Here is an 18,600-nt window from a genome sequence, read left to right on the forward strand (position 1 = left end):
AGCTACAAAAACTGTTTAAAAGGCCCATACACTTTTCAAACCCTTGAGTTAAGGGCTATATACCGTGCTTTCGAAAGCCGGCCACTTTAGGAGCCTTGGATGGACAAATACGACCGCATGCTGCTCGCCGGCCTGCTGGAAAACGGCCGGGCGAGCTACGCCGACCTGGCGCGCAAGGTCAACCTGTCGCCCCCGGCCGTGGCCGAGCGCGTGGCCAAGCTGGAGGCCAGCGGCGTGATCACCGGTTATCAGGCCAAGGTCGACATGGCCAAGCTGGGGCTACCGATCCAGTGCGTGATCGAACTGCGCCTGGCGCAACACGGCAACCAAAAGGCCTATGACGAGTTGATCAGCATCCCGCAACTGACCGAATGCCACCGGGTGACCGGCGACCCCTGCGTAATCATGCAAGCGGCCGTGGGCTCGATGCCGGAACTGGAGGAACTGATCAACCGGGTGGCTCAGTTCGGTTTCAGCAAAACATCCATTGTGCTGTCGAGCGCCATCGAGCGGCGCGTGCCCCTGGGGCAACTGGAAAACGCCACCAAGCCAGGCTGACGCGAGCGGCTGCGGCCGAGGCTAGACGCCGCGCTGACGCTTGAGGTGCTCGGGGATTTTCGCTGCAGGGACCTTCTGCAACTTGCACAGAAAATCATGGGACAGCTCGCGCAAACCGTGGGTTTGGCGCAGCTCCTGGGCCAGGTGCGCGGTGAGGTTGGCGGCCATCTCGGCATCGGCCATGGCCCGGTGAGCCTGACCGGTGTGGGGCAGGCTGGCGTAAGTGGTCAGGGTGCCAAGCTTGTGGTTCGGTGCCGCCGGCATCAGACGTCGGGCCAGCAACAGCGAACAGGCAAAATTCTGCAAGCGGGTGCGCTTGATCCGGCCCAGTTCGAAATCCCAGAACTTCTGGTCGAACGCGGCGTTGTGGGCCAGCAGCGGCGTGGTGCCGACAAACTCGTTGACCTCGTTCATCACCTGCTCCGCCGACGGCGCACTGCGCAGCATGGCGTTGCTGATGCCGGTCAGTTGCTCGATAAACGCCGGCACGCGCACGCCAGCGTTCATCAGGCTTTGGTAACGCTCGACGATGCGCCCCTGCTCCAGGATCACCACGGCAATTTCGGTGGCCCGGCAACTGCTGCTCGGGGAAATGCCAGTGGTCTCAAAGTCGATGACTGCAATGCGTTCCAAACCTGTGGAGCTCCGTAAACAAAGGGTCGATATTCAGTTCTTCAGCAGTAACGCGCCTTCAATCGGCACGTAGCGGCTGGCGGCGCGGATCAGCGAATTGGCGGTGAGCCCCGGCACGCCATACGCCACCGCTTGCACACCGTGCTTGTGGATGATGCGCTCCAACAGCATGTCGAAATCACCGTCGCCGGAGGCCAGCACCACTTCGTCGACATGGGCCGCAGCATCCATGATGTCGATGGTGATGCCCACGTCCCAGTCGCCCTTGGCCGAGCCGTCGCTGCGTTGGATATAGGGTTTGAGTTTTACCGTGAAGCCGAGGTTGCGCAGGATCTGCTGGAACTGCTGCTGCTTGCTGTCACCCCGGTCGATGGCATAGGCATAGGCCTCGACAATCTGCCCCTGCTTGCTGATATCCGCCCACAAGGCTGCGTAGTTGAAGTGGCAACCATAGGCCTGACGCACGGTGTAATAGAGGTTCTGGACATCGGCGAACACCGCGATTTTCTTCACCGCTAATCCTCATGGCGCTGACGCGCATAGGCTGGGTCGGGACTCGGGGCCCGAAAAGTCGCCCAGTATGCCAGCGCAAAGGAGTGTTCCGCGAATAATCGATCCGCGGCACGGGACGCCGCGGATCGAGGGTCGATCAGACGAAGGAGTCGTCGTCGGAGAACAGCGAGCTGTCGTCGTCGCCATAGTCGGCGTCGCTGAGGCCGCCCTGGTCGTTGTTGCCCCAGTTGTCGTTGTTGGCCAGGCGCGGCTCGTCATTGCCCCAGCCACCCGTATCACTGGCCGGTGCGGGCTCTTCCTTGATCACCTCAACGATTTCCTGAGGCTGCTGCTGGCTGTGGAACAGGCTGCTGATGCCCTGCGCCAGCATCACCCCGCCCGCCACACCGGCTGCGGTTTTCAGGGCACCGCCGAGAAAGCCGCTGCCGGCGGCGGGAGCCTGTTGGGGTGGTGGTGCATAGTTTTGCTGGCCGGCGCCATAGCCCGGCTGCCCTGAACCGTAGTTTGGCGGCGGGGCATTGAAGTTCTGTTGCGGCGCGACGCCAGCGGAAGGCCGGCCCGGCTCACGCCAGCCGCCTCCTGAAGATGGCGGTGCACTCGGCGCCGGAGCCGACTCTCGGGGCCCTCCACCAAAGATGCTGGAAAGAAAACCGCCACTGCTGGGGGCCGCTGCCGGCGCCTGGGCCTTGGCTTGCTGCAGGGCGTCTTGCAGTTGCTGGACCTGCTGGTTCAATTGCTGGTTCTGTTCATCGAGACTCTTGAGTGCAGCCTCCTGCACCAGAATCGCCTGGGTCATGAAATACCCCGCCGTGGGCTGGCGGGTCAGATGCTCCTTGATCAACGCCTCGGCCTGGGCGTCACGCGGGGCTGAATCCTTTTCGGCTTGCTGCAACCGTGAAAACAGTCCATCGATCAGGGTTTGCTCTTGGTGGTTCATGGCGACCTCTTTAGATTGCCGGTAGGAATCTGGTCCTTGGCCAGTGTGGCCAGGGTGCGCACCAGTAATGGGGCCTGCCATCGGGCTTTCAATGGCCTTTACCCAAGCTTTACGTTTGCTCGTGGCCCGGCTGCATCGGTTAAAGTGGCGGACCGCTTTGCGACCTGCGACCCCAATCGATGAATCCATTAGATGTACTCCGCGACTCGCTGTATTTCTTCCGCCGTCACCTGGGGCAGATCGCCCAGCTGTGCCTGCCGCTGGTGGTGTTCGAGGCCCTGCTGCAACACGCGGTGGACACTGCCCTGGGGCCAGAGGCTTCGCCCGGCTACAGCCTGGTGGTGGGGTTGCTGCTCTACCCGCTGTACACCGGTGCGCTGATTCTGTTCCTCGACGCCCGCAGCCGCGGCGAGTCGCCCCGCACCCGCGATGTGCTGGCCATGGCCCTGAGCCTGTGGCCACGCTTCGCCCTGCTGACCGCGGTCAGCACTTTGCTGATCATGCTCGGCTTGTCGCTGTATTTCCTGCCCGGGCTGTGGCTGATGGTGATGCTGGCATTCGCCGAGTACCTGCTGGTGCTCAAGGGCCTGCATCCGCTGGCGGCGATCAAGCAAAGCTTTCGCCTGAGCCGGGGGCATTTCCTGCGCATCCTGGTGTGCATCCTCTGTGTGATGGTGCCGCTGTGGCTGCTCAAGCGCGCCAGCCTGGAGGTCTACCCGGAGCCGCAGAACGCCATGCTTTCGCTGCTGATCGACAGCACCCACAGCTTTTTGCAGTTGTTCACCTGCGTGGTGTTGTACCGCCTGTTCACCCTGGTCAGCGAACGTGCCGAACGCCCCTGAATAGTGCGCTGGCCGCTCTGCCCCTTGGGCTGCGGCCACGCTCTCGGTTATGCTCGGGCGCACTCCTGGATCGCCATAAGCCGAGCCGATGACCCGTCTACTTCGCTCCATCCTGTTGGCCCTGCTGTTAATCATGATGCTGCTCGCCAGCCTCACCTACAGCCTGACTTGGCGCCCCGAAGCCAAGGCCCCGGCACCCGTCAGTTGCAGCGCCGGCGCCAGCCCGCTGGTGCCGGGCCAGGCGCTCAAGGTGATGACCTGGAACGTCCAGTACCTGGCCGGCAAGCGTTATGTGTTCTGGAACGACCAGGCCCATGGCGAGGATGAGCAGCCCACCGTCGAGGACATGGCCTTCAGCCTTGATGAAGTGGCCCGGGTCATTCGGGACGAACAACCGGACCTGGTGCTGTTGCAGGAACTGGATGACGGCGCCAAGGCCAGCGACTACCAGAACCAGCTCAAGCTGCTTCAGGAACGCCTCACCGACCTCTACCCCTGCAGCACCCAGGCGTTCGACTGGAAAGCCGACTTCGTACCCTGGCCCCAGGTGTTCGGCAGTGTCGGCCGGCAACTGGCAACCCTCAGCCGCTACCGCATCGAACATGCCGAACGCGTGCAATTGCCGGTTGCTCCGGCGAACCTCTTCAGCCGCCAGTTCCAGCCCAAGGACGCCTTGCTGGTGAGTTACCTGCCCATCAGCGACGGTGGGCAGATCGCGGTTCTCAACACCCACCTGGAACGTCCGCGACGGGCTGATGACACCCTGAAAACCCAAGTCACGGCGATTGCCAAGGTGCTGGACAAGTTCGAAGGCCGGGGCACACCGTGGCTGATCGGCGGCGACTTCAACTTGCTGCCCCTGAGCCAGTACCAGCGCCTGGCCCCGGAACAGCGGGCGCCTTACGCCGCCGATAGCGCGCTGCACGTATTGTGGGACAAGTACCCGATGATCCCGACCAACACCCAGGCCAGCGGCGTCGATCGCGCCAACTGGCTGACTCACTACCCCAACGACCCAAGCCTCAGCGGCCCGGACCGCACCGTCGATTACCTGTTCTACAGCCCACGGATCAAACGGGTGGAAGCCCGGGTGAGGCAGGACGACACCTTGCGCATCTCTGACCACTTGCCCGTGCTGGCGCGCTTCCTGTTGCCGGCCGCGCAGTAGCGACCGCCCCTATTTGCGCGGCTTGACCCGGGCCGTGGCTTCGGCCACCAGCGGGTCGTCCGGCCAGTAGTGTTTCGGGTAGCGGCCCTTGAGGTCCTTCTTCACCTCCGCGTAGGTGCTGCGCCAGAAGTTCGCCAGGTCCTGGGTCACCTGCACCGGACGCCGGGCGGGCGACAGCAGGTGCAACTTCACCACCTGCCGGCCACCGGCGATGCGCGGGGTCTCGGCCAGGCCGAACAACTCTTGCAGGCGTACCGCGAGAATCGGCGGCTGCTCGCTGTAGTCCAGGCGGATCGACGACCCCGAGGGCACCGACAGATGCTGCGGTGCCTGCTCTTCAAGGCGCTGGGGCAGCGGCCAGGGCAGCAGGTTATGGAGCATATTGGCCAAGTGCAGATTGGCGAAATGGCTCAGCCGCGAAACCTTGCCCAAGTAAGGCCGCAGCCAGTGTTCCAGATCCTTGAGCAAGGCACTGTCGCTGACATCCGGCCATTCGCTCTGCCCCTTGGCGCTCAGCTCAAGTTGCCGCAGCAAGGCCACCCGCGCCTGCCACTGGCGCAGCTCCGGGGTCCAGGGCAGCAGCTCCAGGCCCTTGCGCCGCACCAGGTTGACCAGCGCCTGGCTGCGCGCCGTTTCATCCAGACCGGTCAAGGGTTCACGGCTGAGCACCAGCTCACCCACCTTGCGCTGGCGCTCGGCACGCAGCACGCCTTCTCGCTCGTCCCAATCCAGTTGGTCGACGCTGCGCACCTGCTCGGCAAGCACGGAGTCGAACAGCGTCGGATCAAAATCCGCCGCCAGGTAAATACGCTCTTCGCGCTGCCCCTGGCGGCTGCCCAAATCAGCAATCACCAGCCACGGCTGCTTCATCAGGTTGTCGGCTTCACTGAACAACGCCGCGCGGCCGTTGGCCAGGCGATATTCAGCACCACCCGGACGGCGTTGCTGGGCGACTCGATCCGGATAGGCCAGCGCCAACAAGGCGCCGAGCCAGCGGGGATGTTCAGGGTCGGCCACCGGCTCACTCGCCGGCCCGCGCAAGTAACCGCGATATTGCCGGGCCAATTGTCGCGCCCGCTGCACGCCACCCTGAGCGCCACGGGCAGCACGCGCCTCACCGGCGAGCAAGGACAGGCGGCTGTGCAGATCAGCGCCGGCGCCGCGCAGGATGTCCCGCTCGCCGAGCAACGCCGCCACGTCACAGGCCATGTTCGCCAAGCCCAGGGCCTGGCCGCGCAGCAACAAATGGGCGATCCGCGGGTGCGCCGGCAACTCGGCCATGGCCTGGCCATGACGGGTCAGACTGCTGTCCTCGCCAGCCGTGATGTTCAGAGCGCCCAGGCGTTCGAGCAAATCCTGCGCCTGTGCATAAGCCGCCCCGGGCGGCACGTCCAGCCACACCAATTGCCCCGGGGTCACGCCCCAGCGCGCCAGTTGCAGGGCCAGCCCCGCGAGGTCGGCCTGGAGAATTTCCGCGCTGGCGTAGGCGGCCAGTTGCTCGTGCTGGTCTTCGGACCACAGGCGGTAACACACCCCCGGTTCCAGGCGCCCGGCGCGGCCGGCGCGCTGGGTGGCGCTGGCCCGGGAGATGCGCTGGGTATCGAGGCGGGTCATGCCGCTGCCCGGATCGAAACGCGGCACCCTGGCCAGGCCGGCATCAATCACCACCCGCACACCGTCGATGGTCAGGCTGGTTTCGGCAATGTTGGTGGCCAGCACTACTTTGCGCTGGCCGGCGGGGGCCGGGTCGATGGCCGCCCGCTGCGCCGCCAGGTCCAGTTCGCCGTGCAACGGGCAGAGCAACACATCACTGCCCTCGCCCAGGGCCTCGACCAACTGTTGATGGACCCGGCGAATTTCCGCCTGCCCCGGCAGGAACACCAGCAAGCTGCCGTGTTCGTCGTTGAGGGCTTCAAGAATGGTTTGCAGCACCCGGGGCTCGATGAACTCCCCAGCCTGGAACGGCCGTCCCCAGCGCTGCACCACCGGGAACATGCGGCCCTGGCTGCGCAGGATCGGCGCATCATCCAGCAGCCCGGCCAGGCGCTCGCCTTCCAGAGTGGCCGACATCAGGAGGATTTTCAGCGGCTGTTCATCACGGAACAATTCCCGGCCGTTGAGGCTCAAGGCCAGGGCCAGGTCAGCGTCCAGGCTGCGCTCGTGGAACTCATCGAAAATCAACAGGCCCACGCCTTCCAGGGCCGGGTCGTCCTGCAGGCGCCGGGTGAGGATGCCCTCGGTAACCACTTCGATCCGAGTCTTGGGACCGACCTTGCTGTCGAGGCGGATCCGGTAACCCACGGTCTCGCCGACTTTTTCTCCCAGCTCACTGGCCAGGCGCTCGGCCGCCGCACGCGCTGCCAGACGCCGGGGTTCGAGCATCAGGATGGTCTGTCCGGCCAGCCAGGCTTCCTGCAACAGTGCCAAGGGCACGCGGGTGGTCTTGCCGGCACCGGGCGGCGCTTCGAGCACCGCTTCGTGGCGTGTCGCCAAGGCTTCACGCAGTGCAGGTAAAACTTCATCGATTGGCAGAGAATTCATGCTGGCTCCAAAACAGAGGCGCGAGTATAACGGCGAACTGCCTGGCGTTAATCACGGTCTGACCTCAAACCGACAACGCTTTATCGACCTTTCATCACGTGCTTGCTCAGGAGATTTCCATGCGTATTCCCTTCCGTGTCATTGGTGGCGTCCTGGTCGCCAGCCTGCTGACCCAGGTCACGGCCTGCGGTTCGATCTTCTTCCCGGATCGGCGCGGCCAGATCGAAGGCAAGCTCGACCCGGTGGTGGTGGCCCTGGACGCCGTGGGCCTGCTGTTCTACGTGATTCCCGGGTTGATCGCCTTCGGCATCGACTTCGCCACCGGCGCGATCTACCTGGAGCCGGGCAAGACCGCACAGATCGCCCCGGAAAAACTCCAGCAAGCCATCGGCGCCGACGGCAAGGTCGACAACCGCAAGTTGCAGGCGATCCTCGAAAGCGAACTGGGCGGCAGCTTTCCCCTGGATGACCCACGTCTGATCCAGCACAAAGGCAGCGTGCAGCAACTGGCGCTGTACGGCCTGAAACCTTCTGCCTGAATGCACCGCTGAAGGAACCTCGCGCATGAGCAGCAGCCCGGAACACGCCCGCCTGTTACGCCTGGCCACCCGGGCCTCGCTGGCGGTGGCGAGCATCCTGATCGTCAGCAAGGCCATCGCCTGGTGGCTAAGCGGTTCGGTCAGCCTGCTGGCCGGGCTGACCGACTCGCTGCTGGATGGCGCGGCCTCCTTTCTCAACCTGCTGGCTGTGCACTACGCCCTGCGCCCGGCCGATGACGACCATCGTTACGGCCACGGCAAGGCGGAATCCCTGTCGGGCATGGCCCAGGCCCTGTTCATTGCCGTCAGTGCAGTGCTGATTGCCTTCCAGGCCGTTGAACGCCTGAAAAACCCCGAGCCTCTCGGGGCGCCCTGGATCGGCATCGGCGTAATGCTGCTGTCACTGGCGCTGACCGTGGCGTTGCTGATGGTGCAGCACCGGGTGATCCGCGAAACCGGTTCCACCGCCGTGCGCGCCGACTCGCTGCACTACCGCTCCGATCTGCTGCTCAATGCCAGCATCCTGGTCGCACTGGTGCTGGCGAGCTTCGGCTGGCAACAACTGGACGCCTGGTTCGGTTTGGCGATTGCCGTCTACATCCTCTGGAGCGCCCTGCAGATTGCCCGCGAAAGCGTTGCCGTGTTGATGGATGAGGAACTGCCGCCAGACGTCAGCCAGCACATGCTGGAACTGGCCTGCAGTGTGCCCGGAGTGTTGGGGGCCCACGATTTGCGCACGCGCATTTCCGGCAATCACTGGTTCGTGCAACTGCACCTGGAATTGCCGGGGGAACTGAGCCTATCGGTGGCCCACAGCATCAGCGATCAAGCTGCCGACGCCATTCACACCGCCTACCCACGGGCCGAAGTGCTGGTGCACGCCGACCCGCAAGAAGTGGTTGAGGCCGCCCGGGCTCAGTAAGTGACCTGGTAGCCGCGCGAACTCAGGCAATTGCCCTGGGCCTGACGGTAGGTCTGCACCACTTGGGGCGCTGGCGGGTAGGTCATTGCCGCCGGGTCGAAGCCGCTTTGCTGCACTGCCCAGCGATAGCAATCGTAGCGATCCTGATCGACCTGTTGCGGGGGCTGGCCGTTGATGGGGTAGGCCACCACGTCATACCCGCTGTTGACCGGTTGCGGCTGCGCCACCGGCGGCTCGACCACTACATATTCTCGGGTATTGGCTTCGTAGGTGTAGTAGGCGCCGGCGGCGAGGAAGAACAGCGCGCTGCCGATCCATACTTCACGGGCATAGTCCGGCAGGTAGCCCACGCGGATCCCGTAGGGCGGCCGTACCACGACATAACGCGGACCCTGGGGCTGGTACCAATAGCCACCGGAGAAGAAATAGTCGCGCCCACGGTAAGGCACACGAAAGTTGCGATCCGGAAACCGATCGACCACGTAACCCGGCCGGTGTTGCGGGCCGGGGCCCCAACCATTGCCACGGCCATCCGGACGACCCGGCCAGCGCTGATCGTTGCTCGGACGCGCCCCTGGGCCGCCCGCTTGCCAATGCTGATTGCCGTCGTTGCGCCGTGGAATGTCCTGGTAGTAGCCCCGTTGCGGTTCCTGGGTCTGCCGAACGGTGTCGGGGCGCCCCTGGATCGGCAGGTTATTGCCCGGCTGCGACACTGGGCGGCCCTGGCCATTCGGGTCTTGCTGGGGGCGATCTTGCTGCTGACGGTTTTGCCACTGGCCACCGGCGTTCTGGCCGTTGTGTTCGAACTTCTGGCTGTTGTCGCCCCGAATGATTTCATTCTGTGGACGCGGCGCATTGTTCTGGGAACGGCCCTGCGCCGCCTCATTACGGCCCGGGTTCTGCTCACCGCGGCCCGGGTTGCCTTCCGGGCGACGCTGGCTGTTGTCAGGGCGCTGTTGATTGTTTTCCGCCCGCGGCTGGCTCGGTGCCGGACGCGCTTCGGGGCCACGCTGCCCCGCATTGTTATTACCGCCGTGGGGAGGCCGTTGCTGGCCCTCATCATGCTCTTCTGCCAGGAGCTGGGTCGTCACACTTGCACACAGCAAACCAACACCTGCCAAACGCCAGATGCGCGATTTCATGCTATTCCTCACTGCGGATGGGGGCCTGAACATAAGACTGGAAAAGCACAGGCGCGTTCGGCGACAGATTATCAGTCGCGCAACTTATTTCGCAGGCAATAAAAAAGGGCGACCCGTCGGCCGCCCCTTGAGATTTTGTCCGTGCTCGACGCTTTTGACGCCGGCTCACCTCACGCCGTCTTCTGGACAGTGTGTAGCCCGGGGGCCGACTCAACCCTGTGGGGTTGGCGACCGCGGCAGGCCTGATTCGGCGGGCCGCATTGGACTCTGTGTCCGGGCAGTGATTCTGGTGATAAGAATAGGCCTATGGGGCCGACAGCGGATTGCGAATATTGCTCAATAAAACACTACTTGCGCAATTTTTAACCCTAGATAGATAATCTGTCGCAATATTTAAGACAAAGGCCCGAACGATGAGCAAACTCGACCGCTACGACCTAAGTATTTTGGCGGAATTGCAACGCGACGCGCGCATCTCCAACCAGGAACTGGCCGAGCGCATCGGCCTGTCGCCGTCCCCCTGTTCGCGCCGGGTCAAGCAACTGGAAGACGACGGGTACATCAGCCGCCAGGTCGCACTGCTGGACCGCAAGATGCTCGGCCTGAGCCTGACCGCCTACGTGCTGATCGGCATGGATCGGCACACGCCGGAGCGTTTCGAGAACTTCGAAGCGGCGATCCGCAACCTGCCCCAGGTCCTGGAGTGCAGCCTGGTGACCGGAATGGACGCCGACTATCAGCTCAAAGTGCTGGTGCCAGACATGGACCACTACCAAAAACTGCTGCTGGGCCACTTGACCCGCATCGAAGGCGTGACCAGCGTGCGCTCCAGTTTCGTGCTCAACCAAGTACTGAACAGCACGGAACTGCCCCTGACCCACCTGCGCAGCTAATCCTGACCACCTCCCCCTGTAGCCAGCTTGCCGGCGAAGAGGCCCTTCAGAGTGGCGTTGACCCGGTGGGCGCTATCGCTGGCGAGCCAGCGCCTATATAAGCCGGGCACGAGGTGTGGGCTGTGGCGACGTAACGCACGCAGATCAATGCTTGGCCAGTATCCCTTGGCGTATACTCGCCCCGCCTTTTTTGCCCTGCCTGCGCTGGAGAAAGTCGATGGATCCTGCCGTATTCGAAGAGTGGATGATGACCGGACTGGTCAGCATCCTGATCATTTTCATGGGTTTCATCGTCTGGGACCTGGCGAAGAAATCCAAAGCCGGGCGCTTTGGTTCCTTCATCCTGTTCTTCGTCCTTGGCCTCGGTGTGGCCGCCTTCATCATCAAGAGCGTGGTGATCGGCCTGATCGAGTCGGGCGCCCTATAGGCGCGCCGGCACTTCCTTCCACTGGCCCTCATCGAGCCCCTCAAGGGTCCAGTCACCGATGCGCACACGCACCAGACGCAGGGTCGGCAACCCCACCGCGGCGGTCATGCGCCGCACCTGACGGTTGCGCCCCTCGCGAATCACCAGTTCCAGCCAGTGGGTGGGCACACTCTTGCGAAAACGCACCGGCGGGTTGCGCGGCCACAGCTCGGGCTCATCGAGTTGACGCGCCTCAGCCGGCAAGGTCATGCCGTCATTCAACTCAACACCATCACGCAAGCGCTGCAACTGCTCGGCACTGGGCTCACCCTCGACTTGCACCCAATAGGTCTTGGCCAGCTTGTGCTTGGGGTCAGCGATCCGCGCCTGCAGCTGGCCGTCATTGGTCAGCAGCAGCAAACCTTCGCTGTCCCGATCCAGGCGGCCTGCCGGGTAGATGCCGGGGATGGCGATGAAATCCTTGAGGGTCGCCCGCCCTTCACCGTCGCTGAACTGGGTCAGCACATCAAACGGCTTGTTGAACAGGATCAGCTTCGGCTCGGCCGGCGGCGCCTTGGCGATGCGGCGGGGAGCGGAGGAAGACGCAGGCTTCACGCCGGGGCGGCGAGAAGGGGGACGCAGAGGACGGGACATGGCGAAGGGAAATCTAACGTTCAGGGCCACTTATCCTAGTGGCCCGAACGCCAAATAACCATCCCGCAATCAGCGGAACGGCGGTTCGTCGAAGCTGCGCAGTTTGCGCGAATGCAGGGAGTTGAGCTCGGTACGCAGCAGGTCTACCGCCTCGATACCGATCTTCAAGTGCTGGCTGACCGCACGCTCATAGAAGGCGTTGGCCGAACCCGGCAGCTTGATTTCACTGTGCAGCGGCTTGTCCGAGACACACAGCAAGGTGCCGTAAGGCACTCGCAGGCGATAGCCCTGGGCCGCGATGGTGCCGCTTTCCATATCTACCGCCACGGCGCGCGACAAGTTGATCAGCGGCCGTTCCTGGGCCCAGCGCAATTCCCAGTTACGGTCGTCGTAGGTCAACACGGTGCCGGTGCGCAAGCGCTTCTTCAGATCGTCGCCCTTCTCCCCGGTCACGTTCGCCGCCGCCTGTTGCAGGGCCATCTGCACCTCGGCCAGGGCCGGGATCGGGATGTTCGGCGGCACCACCCGATCGAGAATGCCGTCGCGGCGCATGTAGGCGTGAGCCAGTACATAGTCGCCAATGGTCTGCGACTGCCGCAGGCCGCCACAGTGACCAATCATCAGCCAGCAGTGCGGACGCAGCACCGCCAGGTGGTCGGTGATGTTCTTGGCATTGGACGGGCCGACGCCGATATTGACCAGGGTCACGCCGTGGCCGTCGCTGGCCTGCAGGTGATAGGCCGGCATCTGATAACGGTGCCAGACCACACCGGCGGCGATGGCCGAGGCCTCACCGTGGTCCATGTTTTTCTCGATGATCACGTTGCCCGGCAGAACCATGCGCACAAAACGCGGGTCGCTGCGCAATTGCTCCAGGCCATGGGTGATGAACTGATCGACGTAGCGGTGATAGTTGGTCAGCAGGATCCACGGCTGCACATGGCGCCAGTCACTGCCGGTGTAGTGCACCAGGCGCCGCAGAGAGAAATCCACCCGCGCCGCATCGAACAGTGCCAGCGGCAGTGGGTCGGTATTTTCCCAGTCGTACAGGCCATCGGCGATGCCGTCGGTGGCGGCCGACAGGTCAGTGCTAGGGAATACCCGGGCCAGCACGGCAGCAGTCACGCCGGAGCCGGCCAGTTCATCGCCCTGCTCCACCACGTAAGGGTAAGGAATGTTCTGCTCGCTGACGCCCACTTCCACGGTCACCGTGAAGTCGTGCATCAAAGGCACCAACTGCTCCAGCAGGTACTTACGAAACGCCGCGGGGTGAGTGACGGTTACGCTGTAGGTGCCCGGCAACTGCACCTTGGCATAGGCCCGGGTGGTCTGTGGGACTTCACCCTGGCAGAGGTAGGTCAGGCGCAACTCGGGGTAGCGAAACAGCGCGCGCTGCTCGGCATCCGGTTCCACCCGATCCTTGAGGTAGCGCTTGAGGGCCTGGCTCAGCGCCGTGGTGGCCCGCTCATGCAACGCGGCCAGCCGGTCCACGGCTTGCTCGGCGGTTTGAACGACAATAAAAGCTTCGGTCACGGTAAGCATCCTGTGTTCTGATCTTGCAGGCGCTCATCTTGCCTGCATCGCCGTCCCACGGAAACAGCGGATTCGCCGCAGGCGCCGGCAAATCGGCGCCCATCGGATCAGAACCCTTGCACGCTGGAGCGAGCGACAATCGCCGCCGCCTCCACTCCTCGCGGCAGCCCACCGTAAACCCGCCCGGCCGCGCCCAGGCGACTGGCGATAAAGCCATCGCTGACCGCGGCATTGCCGGCCTCCAGCAGCAACTTGGCCTGCAGGGCCAGGGCGATGTCTTCGGTCAGTTGGCGAGCACGATACTGAATATCCCCGGTGTCCTTGAAGGCCGCCTTGAGCCCTTCGATGTGGCTGGCCAGACGCCGGTCACCGTGGCCATCCCCCAACTCGGTGAACAACGCATCGAGCACCCCCGGCTCTTTTGACAGGGCACGCAGCACATCCAGGCACTGCACGTTGCCGGAGCCTTCCCAGGTCGAGTTGACCGGCGCTTCGCGGTACAGGCGCGGCAGAATGCTTTCCTCGACGTAACCGGCACCGCCCATGCATTCAGCCGCTTCGTTGATCATTGCCGGGGCACGCTTGCAGATCCAATACTTGCCCACCGCCGTCACCAGCCGGGCAAAACGGGCTTCCTGAGGATCATCCTGATGGTCCAGGGCGCGCCCCATGCGCAGGCTCAGGGCCAGCGCGGCTTCGCTTTCCAGGGCCAGGTCGGCTAGCACGTTCTGCATCAGCGGCTGTTCGCTGAGCAGTCGGCCGCCTACCGTGCGATGGGCGCAGTGATGGCTGGCCTGAGTCAGCGCTTGGCGCATCAACGCGCTGGAGCCGACCATGCAATCGAAACGGGTCATGGCGACCATTTCAATAATGGTCGGCACCCCACGCCCCTCCTCCCCCAGCATCCACGCCAGAGCCCCGCGAAACTCCACTTCGCTGGAAGCGTTGGAGCAGTTGCCGAGCTTGTTCTTCAGGCGCTGGATGTAGAACTGGTTACGGCTGTCGTCGGGGCGATGCCGGGGCAGCAAGAAACAGGTCAAGCCCTTGTCGGTCTGGGCCAAAGTAAGGAAGGCATCGCACATCGGCGCCGAGCAGAACCATTTATGGCCTACCAGCTCATAGGCCTGGCCCGGCCCGGCGGCGCCCACTGGATAGGCCCGGGTGGTGTTGGCCCGCACATCGGTACCGCCCTGTTTCTCGGTCATGGCCATGCCGATGGTCACGCCTGCCTTGTGTGCCATGCCGACATTGCGCGGGTCGTATTCGGTGGCCAGCACCTTGGGCAACCACTGCCCAGCGATCTCGGGCTGCAACTGCAAGGCTGGCACACAGGCAAAGGTCATGGTCAGTGGGCAACCTGTTCCTGCCTCCGCCTGGCTATGCAGGTAGGTCATGGCCGCGCGAGCCACGTGGGCACCGGATTGGGGGTGAGCCCAAGGCAGCGAGTGCAAACCATGCTCCACCGCCGTGCCCATCAGCTGGTGGTAAGCCGGGTGGAACTCCACCAGGTCGAGGCGATGCCCATAGCGGTCGTGGCTGACAAACTCCGGCTTGTTTTGATTGGCCAGAAACCCCGCCGCCATCAAGGGACCGCCGGCCAGGGCACCGTAGGCATCGATCCGCGACTCGGCCCAGCCCGCGCCGAAACGCCGAGCCCACTCTTGCAGAGGCACGTCGATTCGGTAGAGGTTGGCGCCGTCCAGCGGTGGCGGCTGATTGGTAACTTCGTGGGTTTCAGCGAACTGATGGAAGTTCATCGCGGGGCTCCTTCAGGGTGTGCCAAGACCCCAAGTTAAGCACCCACGCCCCGCTGAAAAAAGCGTCATACACGCCTAAACCCCGGCGCTTTCACCCTGTTCCGAGCACAGCACTTGGGTGAACAGCACGGCCTGCAGCTCCTCGAATTTAACCGGCTTGGCCAGGCATTCAGCACCGCTATCGGCCTGGCTGCGCTCACCACCCAGGGGCGTGGCCAGCGCCAGCAACACGGGCAACCCAGCGCACCCCGGCAGGGACCTGGCCTGGTTGCGGAAGGTCTGGGCCGCCAGCACCGACACCTGGCAATCCAGCAGCACCGCGTCCACCGGCTGCTCGCGCAACAGCTCCAGAGCGCCGCCCAATGCGTCAGCGGTGCGCACCCGATAACCGAGCTTGAGCAACATGCCCCGCACCACCAGTTGGTTGATGCTGTCGTCGTCCACCAGCAGCACCGTGCAGTCCTGGGGTGCCCGCCGGGATTGCGAACGCGGGGCCCCTGAGGCCGGTAACAACGGTACCCATTCGCCACCCAGCTCGACTTCCAGGCGGAAGCAGCTGCCACGCCCTGGTTCGGACTCGTGGGTCAAATGCCCACCCAGCAACTCCACCAATTGCCGACAGATCGCCAGGCCCACACCGAGCCCGCCGTATTCGCGAGTCATCGAACCATCGAGTTGGAAAAAGCGCTGATACAGCGTCGCCTCGTCCAGACCGACAAAACCGATGCCGGTGTCGATCACCGCAAAGCACAGCGCCACCCGTCCCTGGCCCGCCGGCTTGGCACTGATACGCAACACCACACCGCCGACCCGCGTGAACTTGATCGCGTTGTCCAGCAGGCACTCCAGGCATTGATTGATCTTGTTGCGATCGCCCTGCAAACGATCCGGCACTCCCTCGGCCAGGTCGACATCAAAGCCCAGGGACTTGGCAGCCGCATTGGCACAGAACTGCACCTGCAGCGCATCCAGCAGCCCGCGCAGGCTGAACCACTCAGACTGGGCACTAAGCTTGCCGGCCTGCAACTCGGTCAGGGTGAGGATGCCGTTGACCATGCGCATCATGTCCCGGGCCGAACCGGCAGCGGTCTGCTGGTACTGCTCCAGTTCGGGATCGAGGTCGAGGGTCTGCATCAATTCCAGGGAACCGATGACGCCGTTCATCGGCGTGCGCAACTCGTGGGTCAAGGTGGCCAGGAACTCGTCCTTGAGCCGATTGCTGTGGGCCAGTTGCTGGTTGAGCACTTCCAGCTTCTGCCCGGCGTCGAACAGGGTCTGGGCCTGCTGCTCGCGCATCGCGTTGATGCGGTCGGCCAGGGCCAGGGACAACAGCGCCACCTCAATCGCCGAGCCGATCTGGCTGGCGTACATGGTCAGGAACACATTGGGCAGGTAGCCGAGCACCATCAAGGTGTTGACCACGCCACCAAACAGGAACGCCGACCAGGCAATGATGAAATACCGCGCCACCCGCAGCCCGCGGCACCAGGCGACGATGCCGGAAATAAAGATCACCACGGTGAAGATCAGCGCCAGGGCCGTGGCCAGGCGCAAAGCCAGGGCGTAGCTGGTCATCAGCGACAGGGCCATGACCAATGCGCTGCAAGCCATCAACAGCAGCAACAGCCGATCGACCCAGGGGCTGTGGCTGGAGGTCTGCAGGAAGCGACGGGCGAACTGGCTGCCAAAGAACGACGCGGCGCCGATGAACAGCGGCGTCGCGGCATTGGCCCACCAGGGGTTGTTGGGCCAGAAATACTCGACGGCAGCGCCGTTGACCGACACCTGGTAGAGACCGAAGGAGGCGATGTAGACGATGTAATAGAGGTAGCTGGTGTCGCGCACGCTGAGGTAGATGAACAGGTTGTAGACCAGCATCCCCAGCAGCACGCCGTAAATCAGCCCCAGCACATACAGGCGCACCGGTTGCGCTTCGAGGTAGGCGGTGCTGGACCAGAGCGTCACCGGGGCCTGGATCGACCCTTCGCTGGCCAGGCGCAGGAACAGCGTCTGCTGCTGATAGGGGACAAAATTCAGGTTGAACAGGTAGTTGTTCTGGCGAATCTGCCGACTGTCGAAGGGCAAGGCGTCGCCGGTACGGCCAGCCAAGCGGAAACCGCCAGAAGGGTCGGGCACGTAAAGGTCAAGGTGGTCCAGCGGCGGATAAGCCAGCTCCAGCAGCCAGGAACGCTGTGCATTGGGGTTGCCGGGGCGGTACTCAAGGTCGATCTTCAGCCAGAACGCCGAGTGCGAGTAACCGGCGTTGAGGGTCGCCTGGTCATGGGGTTTGAAATGGCCGGCCAACGCCTGGGAACTGACCTCGGCGATGGTCGCCGTGCCGCCCACGTCTTCGTAGACCTGCATCACCCGGCCCAGAGGCAGGTTTTCAGTAAACTCGTCGAATTCGACTGCGCTGGCCAACATCGGCAAGCTCAACAGCAACATCAGCAAATAGCGCATAAAGCCCCAGCGTGGCCTGTCCGGTTGTGTCAGGAAGCCCCCCATTTCCTTTGAGTCGACGTAAAACCGGCATTACCTGTTATTGGTTTGGATCCACTCTAGCATAGCCGCTGATGGCCATTGAGCACCATTGAAAGTTTTAGTTTAAAGGCTCTAGAACAAGCGTTTCAGCGTCATCCATTGAGCTAGAGCGGCCGCGTCACTGAAGGGGATTATGCCCCTCGACCGGCATCGCCCAATCGCGTGCCGACAGCCGCGAAAAAAAAACGTTTGGTGGTAAGCTCGCGCACCATGAATATCTATAGCTCTCGCCCCGTTGTCCTCTGTCTCTCCGGCCACGACCCAAGTGGTGGCGCCGGCTTGCAGGCAGATATCGAAGCCCTGCTCGCTCAGGGTTGCCATGCCGCTCCGGCAGTCACCGCCCTGACCGTGCAAGACACGGTCAACGTCAGCGATTTCCGCGTCCTGGATCGCGAGTGGGTATTGGCCCAGGCCAATGCCGTGCTCAACGATTCCGAGGTGGCGGCGGTCAAGCTGGGCATGCTCGGCTCCCTGGAAATGGTCGACACCGTGGTCGAGCTGCTCCAGGCCCACCCGCACCTGCCACTGGTCTGCGACCCGGTGCTGCGTGCCGGCGGCGGCGGTCGACTGGGCAAGGACGAGGTGGGTTACGCCATGCGCGAGCGCCTCCTGCCGCTGGCCACCATCGCCACGCCGAACCTTCCGGAAGCACGCATCCTGGCCGAACTGCCCGAGGGCACTGCGGACCAGTGCGCTGAAAAACTCCTGCCGTTCGTCAAGCACCTGCTGATCACCGGCGGCCATGGCGACGAACATGAAGTGCACAATCGCCTCTACAGCCGCGATGGCCGTCGCGAAACCTACACCTGCCAACGCTTGCCAGGCAGCTATCACGGCTCCGGCTGCACCCTGGCCAGCGCCCTGGCCGGGCGCCTGGCACAAGGCGAGAACCTGGCCAGTGCCGTAAAGTCGGCCCTCGATTACACCTGGCGCACCCTGCGTGACGCCGAACAGCTGGGCAAAGGCCAGTTCGTGCCCCGCCGCCTGCCACTGGACTTCTGTTCGTAACACCATGAGGCCT

Annotated in this window: 17 protein-coding genes; 8 read left to right on the plus strand and 9 right to left on the minus strand. The window is 63.6% G+C overall.

Annotated elements, in window-relative coordinates; genetic code table 11:
* The first annotated feature begins 99 nt into the window (after positions 1-99).
* Positions 100-558 (plus strand): Lrp/AsnC family transcriptional regulator, encoded by a 459-nt coding sequence (locus tag M1B35_RS11165; RefSeq protein ID WP_123334744.1) that lies wholly within the window; start codon positions 100-102, stop codon positions 556-558.
* Between the two features lie 21 nt (positions 559-579).
* Here M1B35_RS11165 and M1B35_RS11170 read toward each other — a convergent pair whose 3' ends face one another.
* From M1B35_RS11170 to M1B35_RS11180, 3 genes are all read right to left on the minus strand, one after another.
* Positions 580-1,191 carry a 3'-5' exonuclease gene (locus M1B35_RS11170; protein WP_123334742.1) on the minus strand — a complete coding sequence of 204 codons (612 nt, stop codon included), beginning with the start codon at positions 1,189-1,191 and terminating at the stop codon, positions 580-582.
* 33 nt (positions 1,192-1,224) lie between these two features.
* Positions 1,225-1,704, minus strand: coding sequence for an NYN domain-containing protein (locus M1B35_RS11175; protein ID WP_020296927.1), 480 nt, complete (start codon positions 1,702-1,704; stop codon positions 1,225-1,227).
* 136 nt (positions 1,705-1,840) lie between these two features.
* The gene (locus tag M1B35_RS11180; protein WP_268261957.1) at positions 1,841-2,641 is read right to left on the minus strand and encodes a DUF2076 domain-containing protein; all 801 of its coding nucleotides are present in this window, start codon (positions 2,639-2,641) and stop codon (positions 1,841-1,843) included.
* A gap of 179 nt (positions 2,642-2,820) precedes the next feature.
* On the opposite strand from M1B35_RS11180, the gene M1B35_RS11185 reads away from it, so the two are divergent.
* Together M1B35_RS11185 and M1B35_RS11190 are read left to right on the plus strand one after the other, a co-directional pair.
* On the plus strand, positions 2,821-3,483 hold the full coding sequence (locus M1B35_RS11185) for a YciC family protein (protein ID WP_123334738.1): 663 nt from the start codon (positions 2,821-2,823) through the stop codon (positions 3,481-3,483).
* 88 nt (positions 3,484-3,571) lie between these two features.
* On the plus strand, positions 3,572-4,651 hold the full coding sequence (locus M1B35_RS11190) for an endonuclease/exonuclease/phosphatase family protein (RefSeq protein WP_268261958.1): 1,080 nt from the start codon (positions 3,572-3,574) through the stop codon (positions 4,649-4,651).
* A gap of 9 nt (positions 4,652-4,660) precedes the next feature.
* On the opposite strand, the gene hrpB is transcribed toward M1B35_RS11190, so the two are convergent.
* A complete protein-coding gene (hrpB, locus tag M1B35_RS11195; protein WP_268261959.1) occupies positions 4,661-7,192 on the minus strand; it encodes an ATP-dependent helicase HrpB in 2,532 nt (843 codons plus the stop codon).
* A gap of 119 nt (positions 7,193-7,311) precedes the next feature.
* Between hrpB and M1B35_RS11200 the strand changes: the two genes are divergently transcribed.
* Together M1B35_RS11200 and M1B35_RS11205 are read left to right on the plus strand one after the other, a co-directional pair.
* Complete coding sequence (locus tag M1B35_RS11200; protein WP_123334732.1) at positions 7,312-7,731, plus strand: polyribonucleotide nucleotidyltransferase; 420 nt, start codon at positions 7,312-7,314, stop codon at positions 7,729-7,731.
* 25 nt (positions 7,732-7,756) lie between these two features.
* The gene (locus tag M1B35_RS11205) at positions 7,757-8,653 is read left to right on the plus strand and encodes a cation diffusion facilitator family transporter (RefSeq protein WP_123334730.1); all 897 of its coding nucleotides are present in this window, start codon (positions 7,757-7,759) and stop codon (positions 8,651-8,653) included.
* Here the strand turns inward: M1B35_RS11205 and M1B35_RS11210 are convergent.
* Positions 8,647-9,795: a DUF6515 family protein gene (locus M1B35_RS11210; protein ID WP_268261960.1), complete on the minus strand. Its 1,149-nt coding sequence runs from the start codon at positions 9,793-9,795 to the stop codon at positions 8,647-8,649. The genes M1B35_RS11205 and M1B35_RS11210 overlap by 7 nt on opposite strands.
* Positions 9,796-10,208: 413 nt before the next feature.
* On the opposite strand from M1B35_RS11210, the gene M1B35_RS11215 reads away from it, so the two are divergent.
* Positions 10,209-10,688 (plus strand): Lrp/AsnC family transcriptional regulator, encoded by a 480-nt coding sequence (locus tag M1B35_RS11215; RefSeq protein ID WP_123334727.1) that lies wholly within the window; start codon positions 10,209-10,211, stop codon positions 10,686-10,688.
* Between the two features lie 217 nt (positions 10,689-10,905).
* A complete protein-coding gene (locus M1B35_RS11220; protein ID WP_003228500.1) occupies positions 10,906-11,115 on the plus strand; it encodes a DUF2788 domain-containing protein in 210 nt (69 codons plus the stop codon).
* Here M1B35_RS11220 and M1B35_RS11225 read toward each other — a convergent pair.
* The 4 genes from M1B35_RS11225 to M1B35_RS11240 form a co-directional block, all read right to left on the minus strand.
* Entirely contained in the window at positions 11,110-11,676 is a 567-nt protein-coding gene (locus M1B35_RS11225; protein WP_268261995.1) for a pseudouridine synthase, read from the minus strand. The two genes, M1B35_RS11220 and M1B35_RS11225, sit on opposite strands and share 6 nt — an antisense overlap.
* A gap of 141 nt (positions 11,677-11,817) precedes the next feature.
* A complete protein-coding gene (gene amn / locus M1B35_RS11230; RefSeq protein ID WP_185039325.1) occupies positions 11,818-13,290 on the minus strand; it encodes an AMP nucleosidase in 1,473 nt (490 codons plus the stop codon).
* 98 nt (positions 13,291-13,388) lie between these two features.
* Positions 13,389-15,038, minus strand: coding sequence for an acyl-CoA dehydrogenase family protein (locus M1B35_RS11235; protein WP_123334721.1), 1,650 nt, complete (start codon positions 15,036-15,038; stop codon positions 13,389-13,391).
* A gap of 75 nt (positions 15,039-15,113) precedes the next feature.
* Complete coding sequence (locus M1B35_RS11240) at positions 15,114-17,498, minus strand: hybrid sensor histidine kinase/response regulator (protein WP_268261961.1); 2,385 nt, start codon at positions 17,496-17,498, stop codon at positions 15,114-15,116.
* A 291-nt stretch (positions 17,499-17,789) separates the two neighbouring features.
* Here M1B35_RS11240 and M1B35_RS11245 point away from each other — a divergent pair, with 291 nt between their 5' ends.
* Complete coding sequence (locus M1B35_RS11245; RefSeq protein ID WP_123334717.1) at positions 17,790-18,587, plus strand: hydroxymethylpyrimidine/phosphomethylpyrimidine kinase; 798 nt, start codon at positions 17,790-17,792, stop codon at positions 18,585-18,587.
* Positions 18,588-18,600 lie beyond the last annotated feature (13 nt).

It is taken from the genome of Pseudomonas morbosilactucae, from assembly GCF_023241665.1.
In the GTDB taxonomy this organism is placed as follows: Bacteria; Pseudomonadota; Gammaproteobacteria; order Pseudomonadales; family Pseudomonadaceae; genus Aquipseudomonas; species Aquipseudomonas morbosilactucae.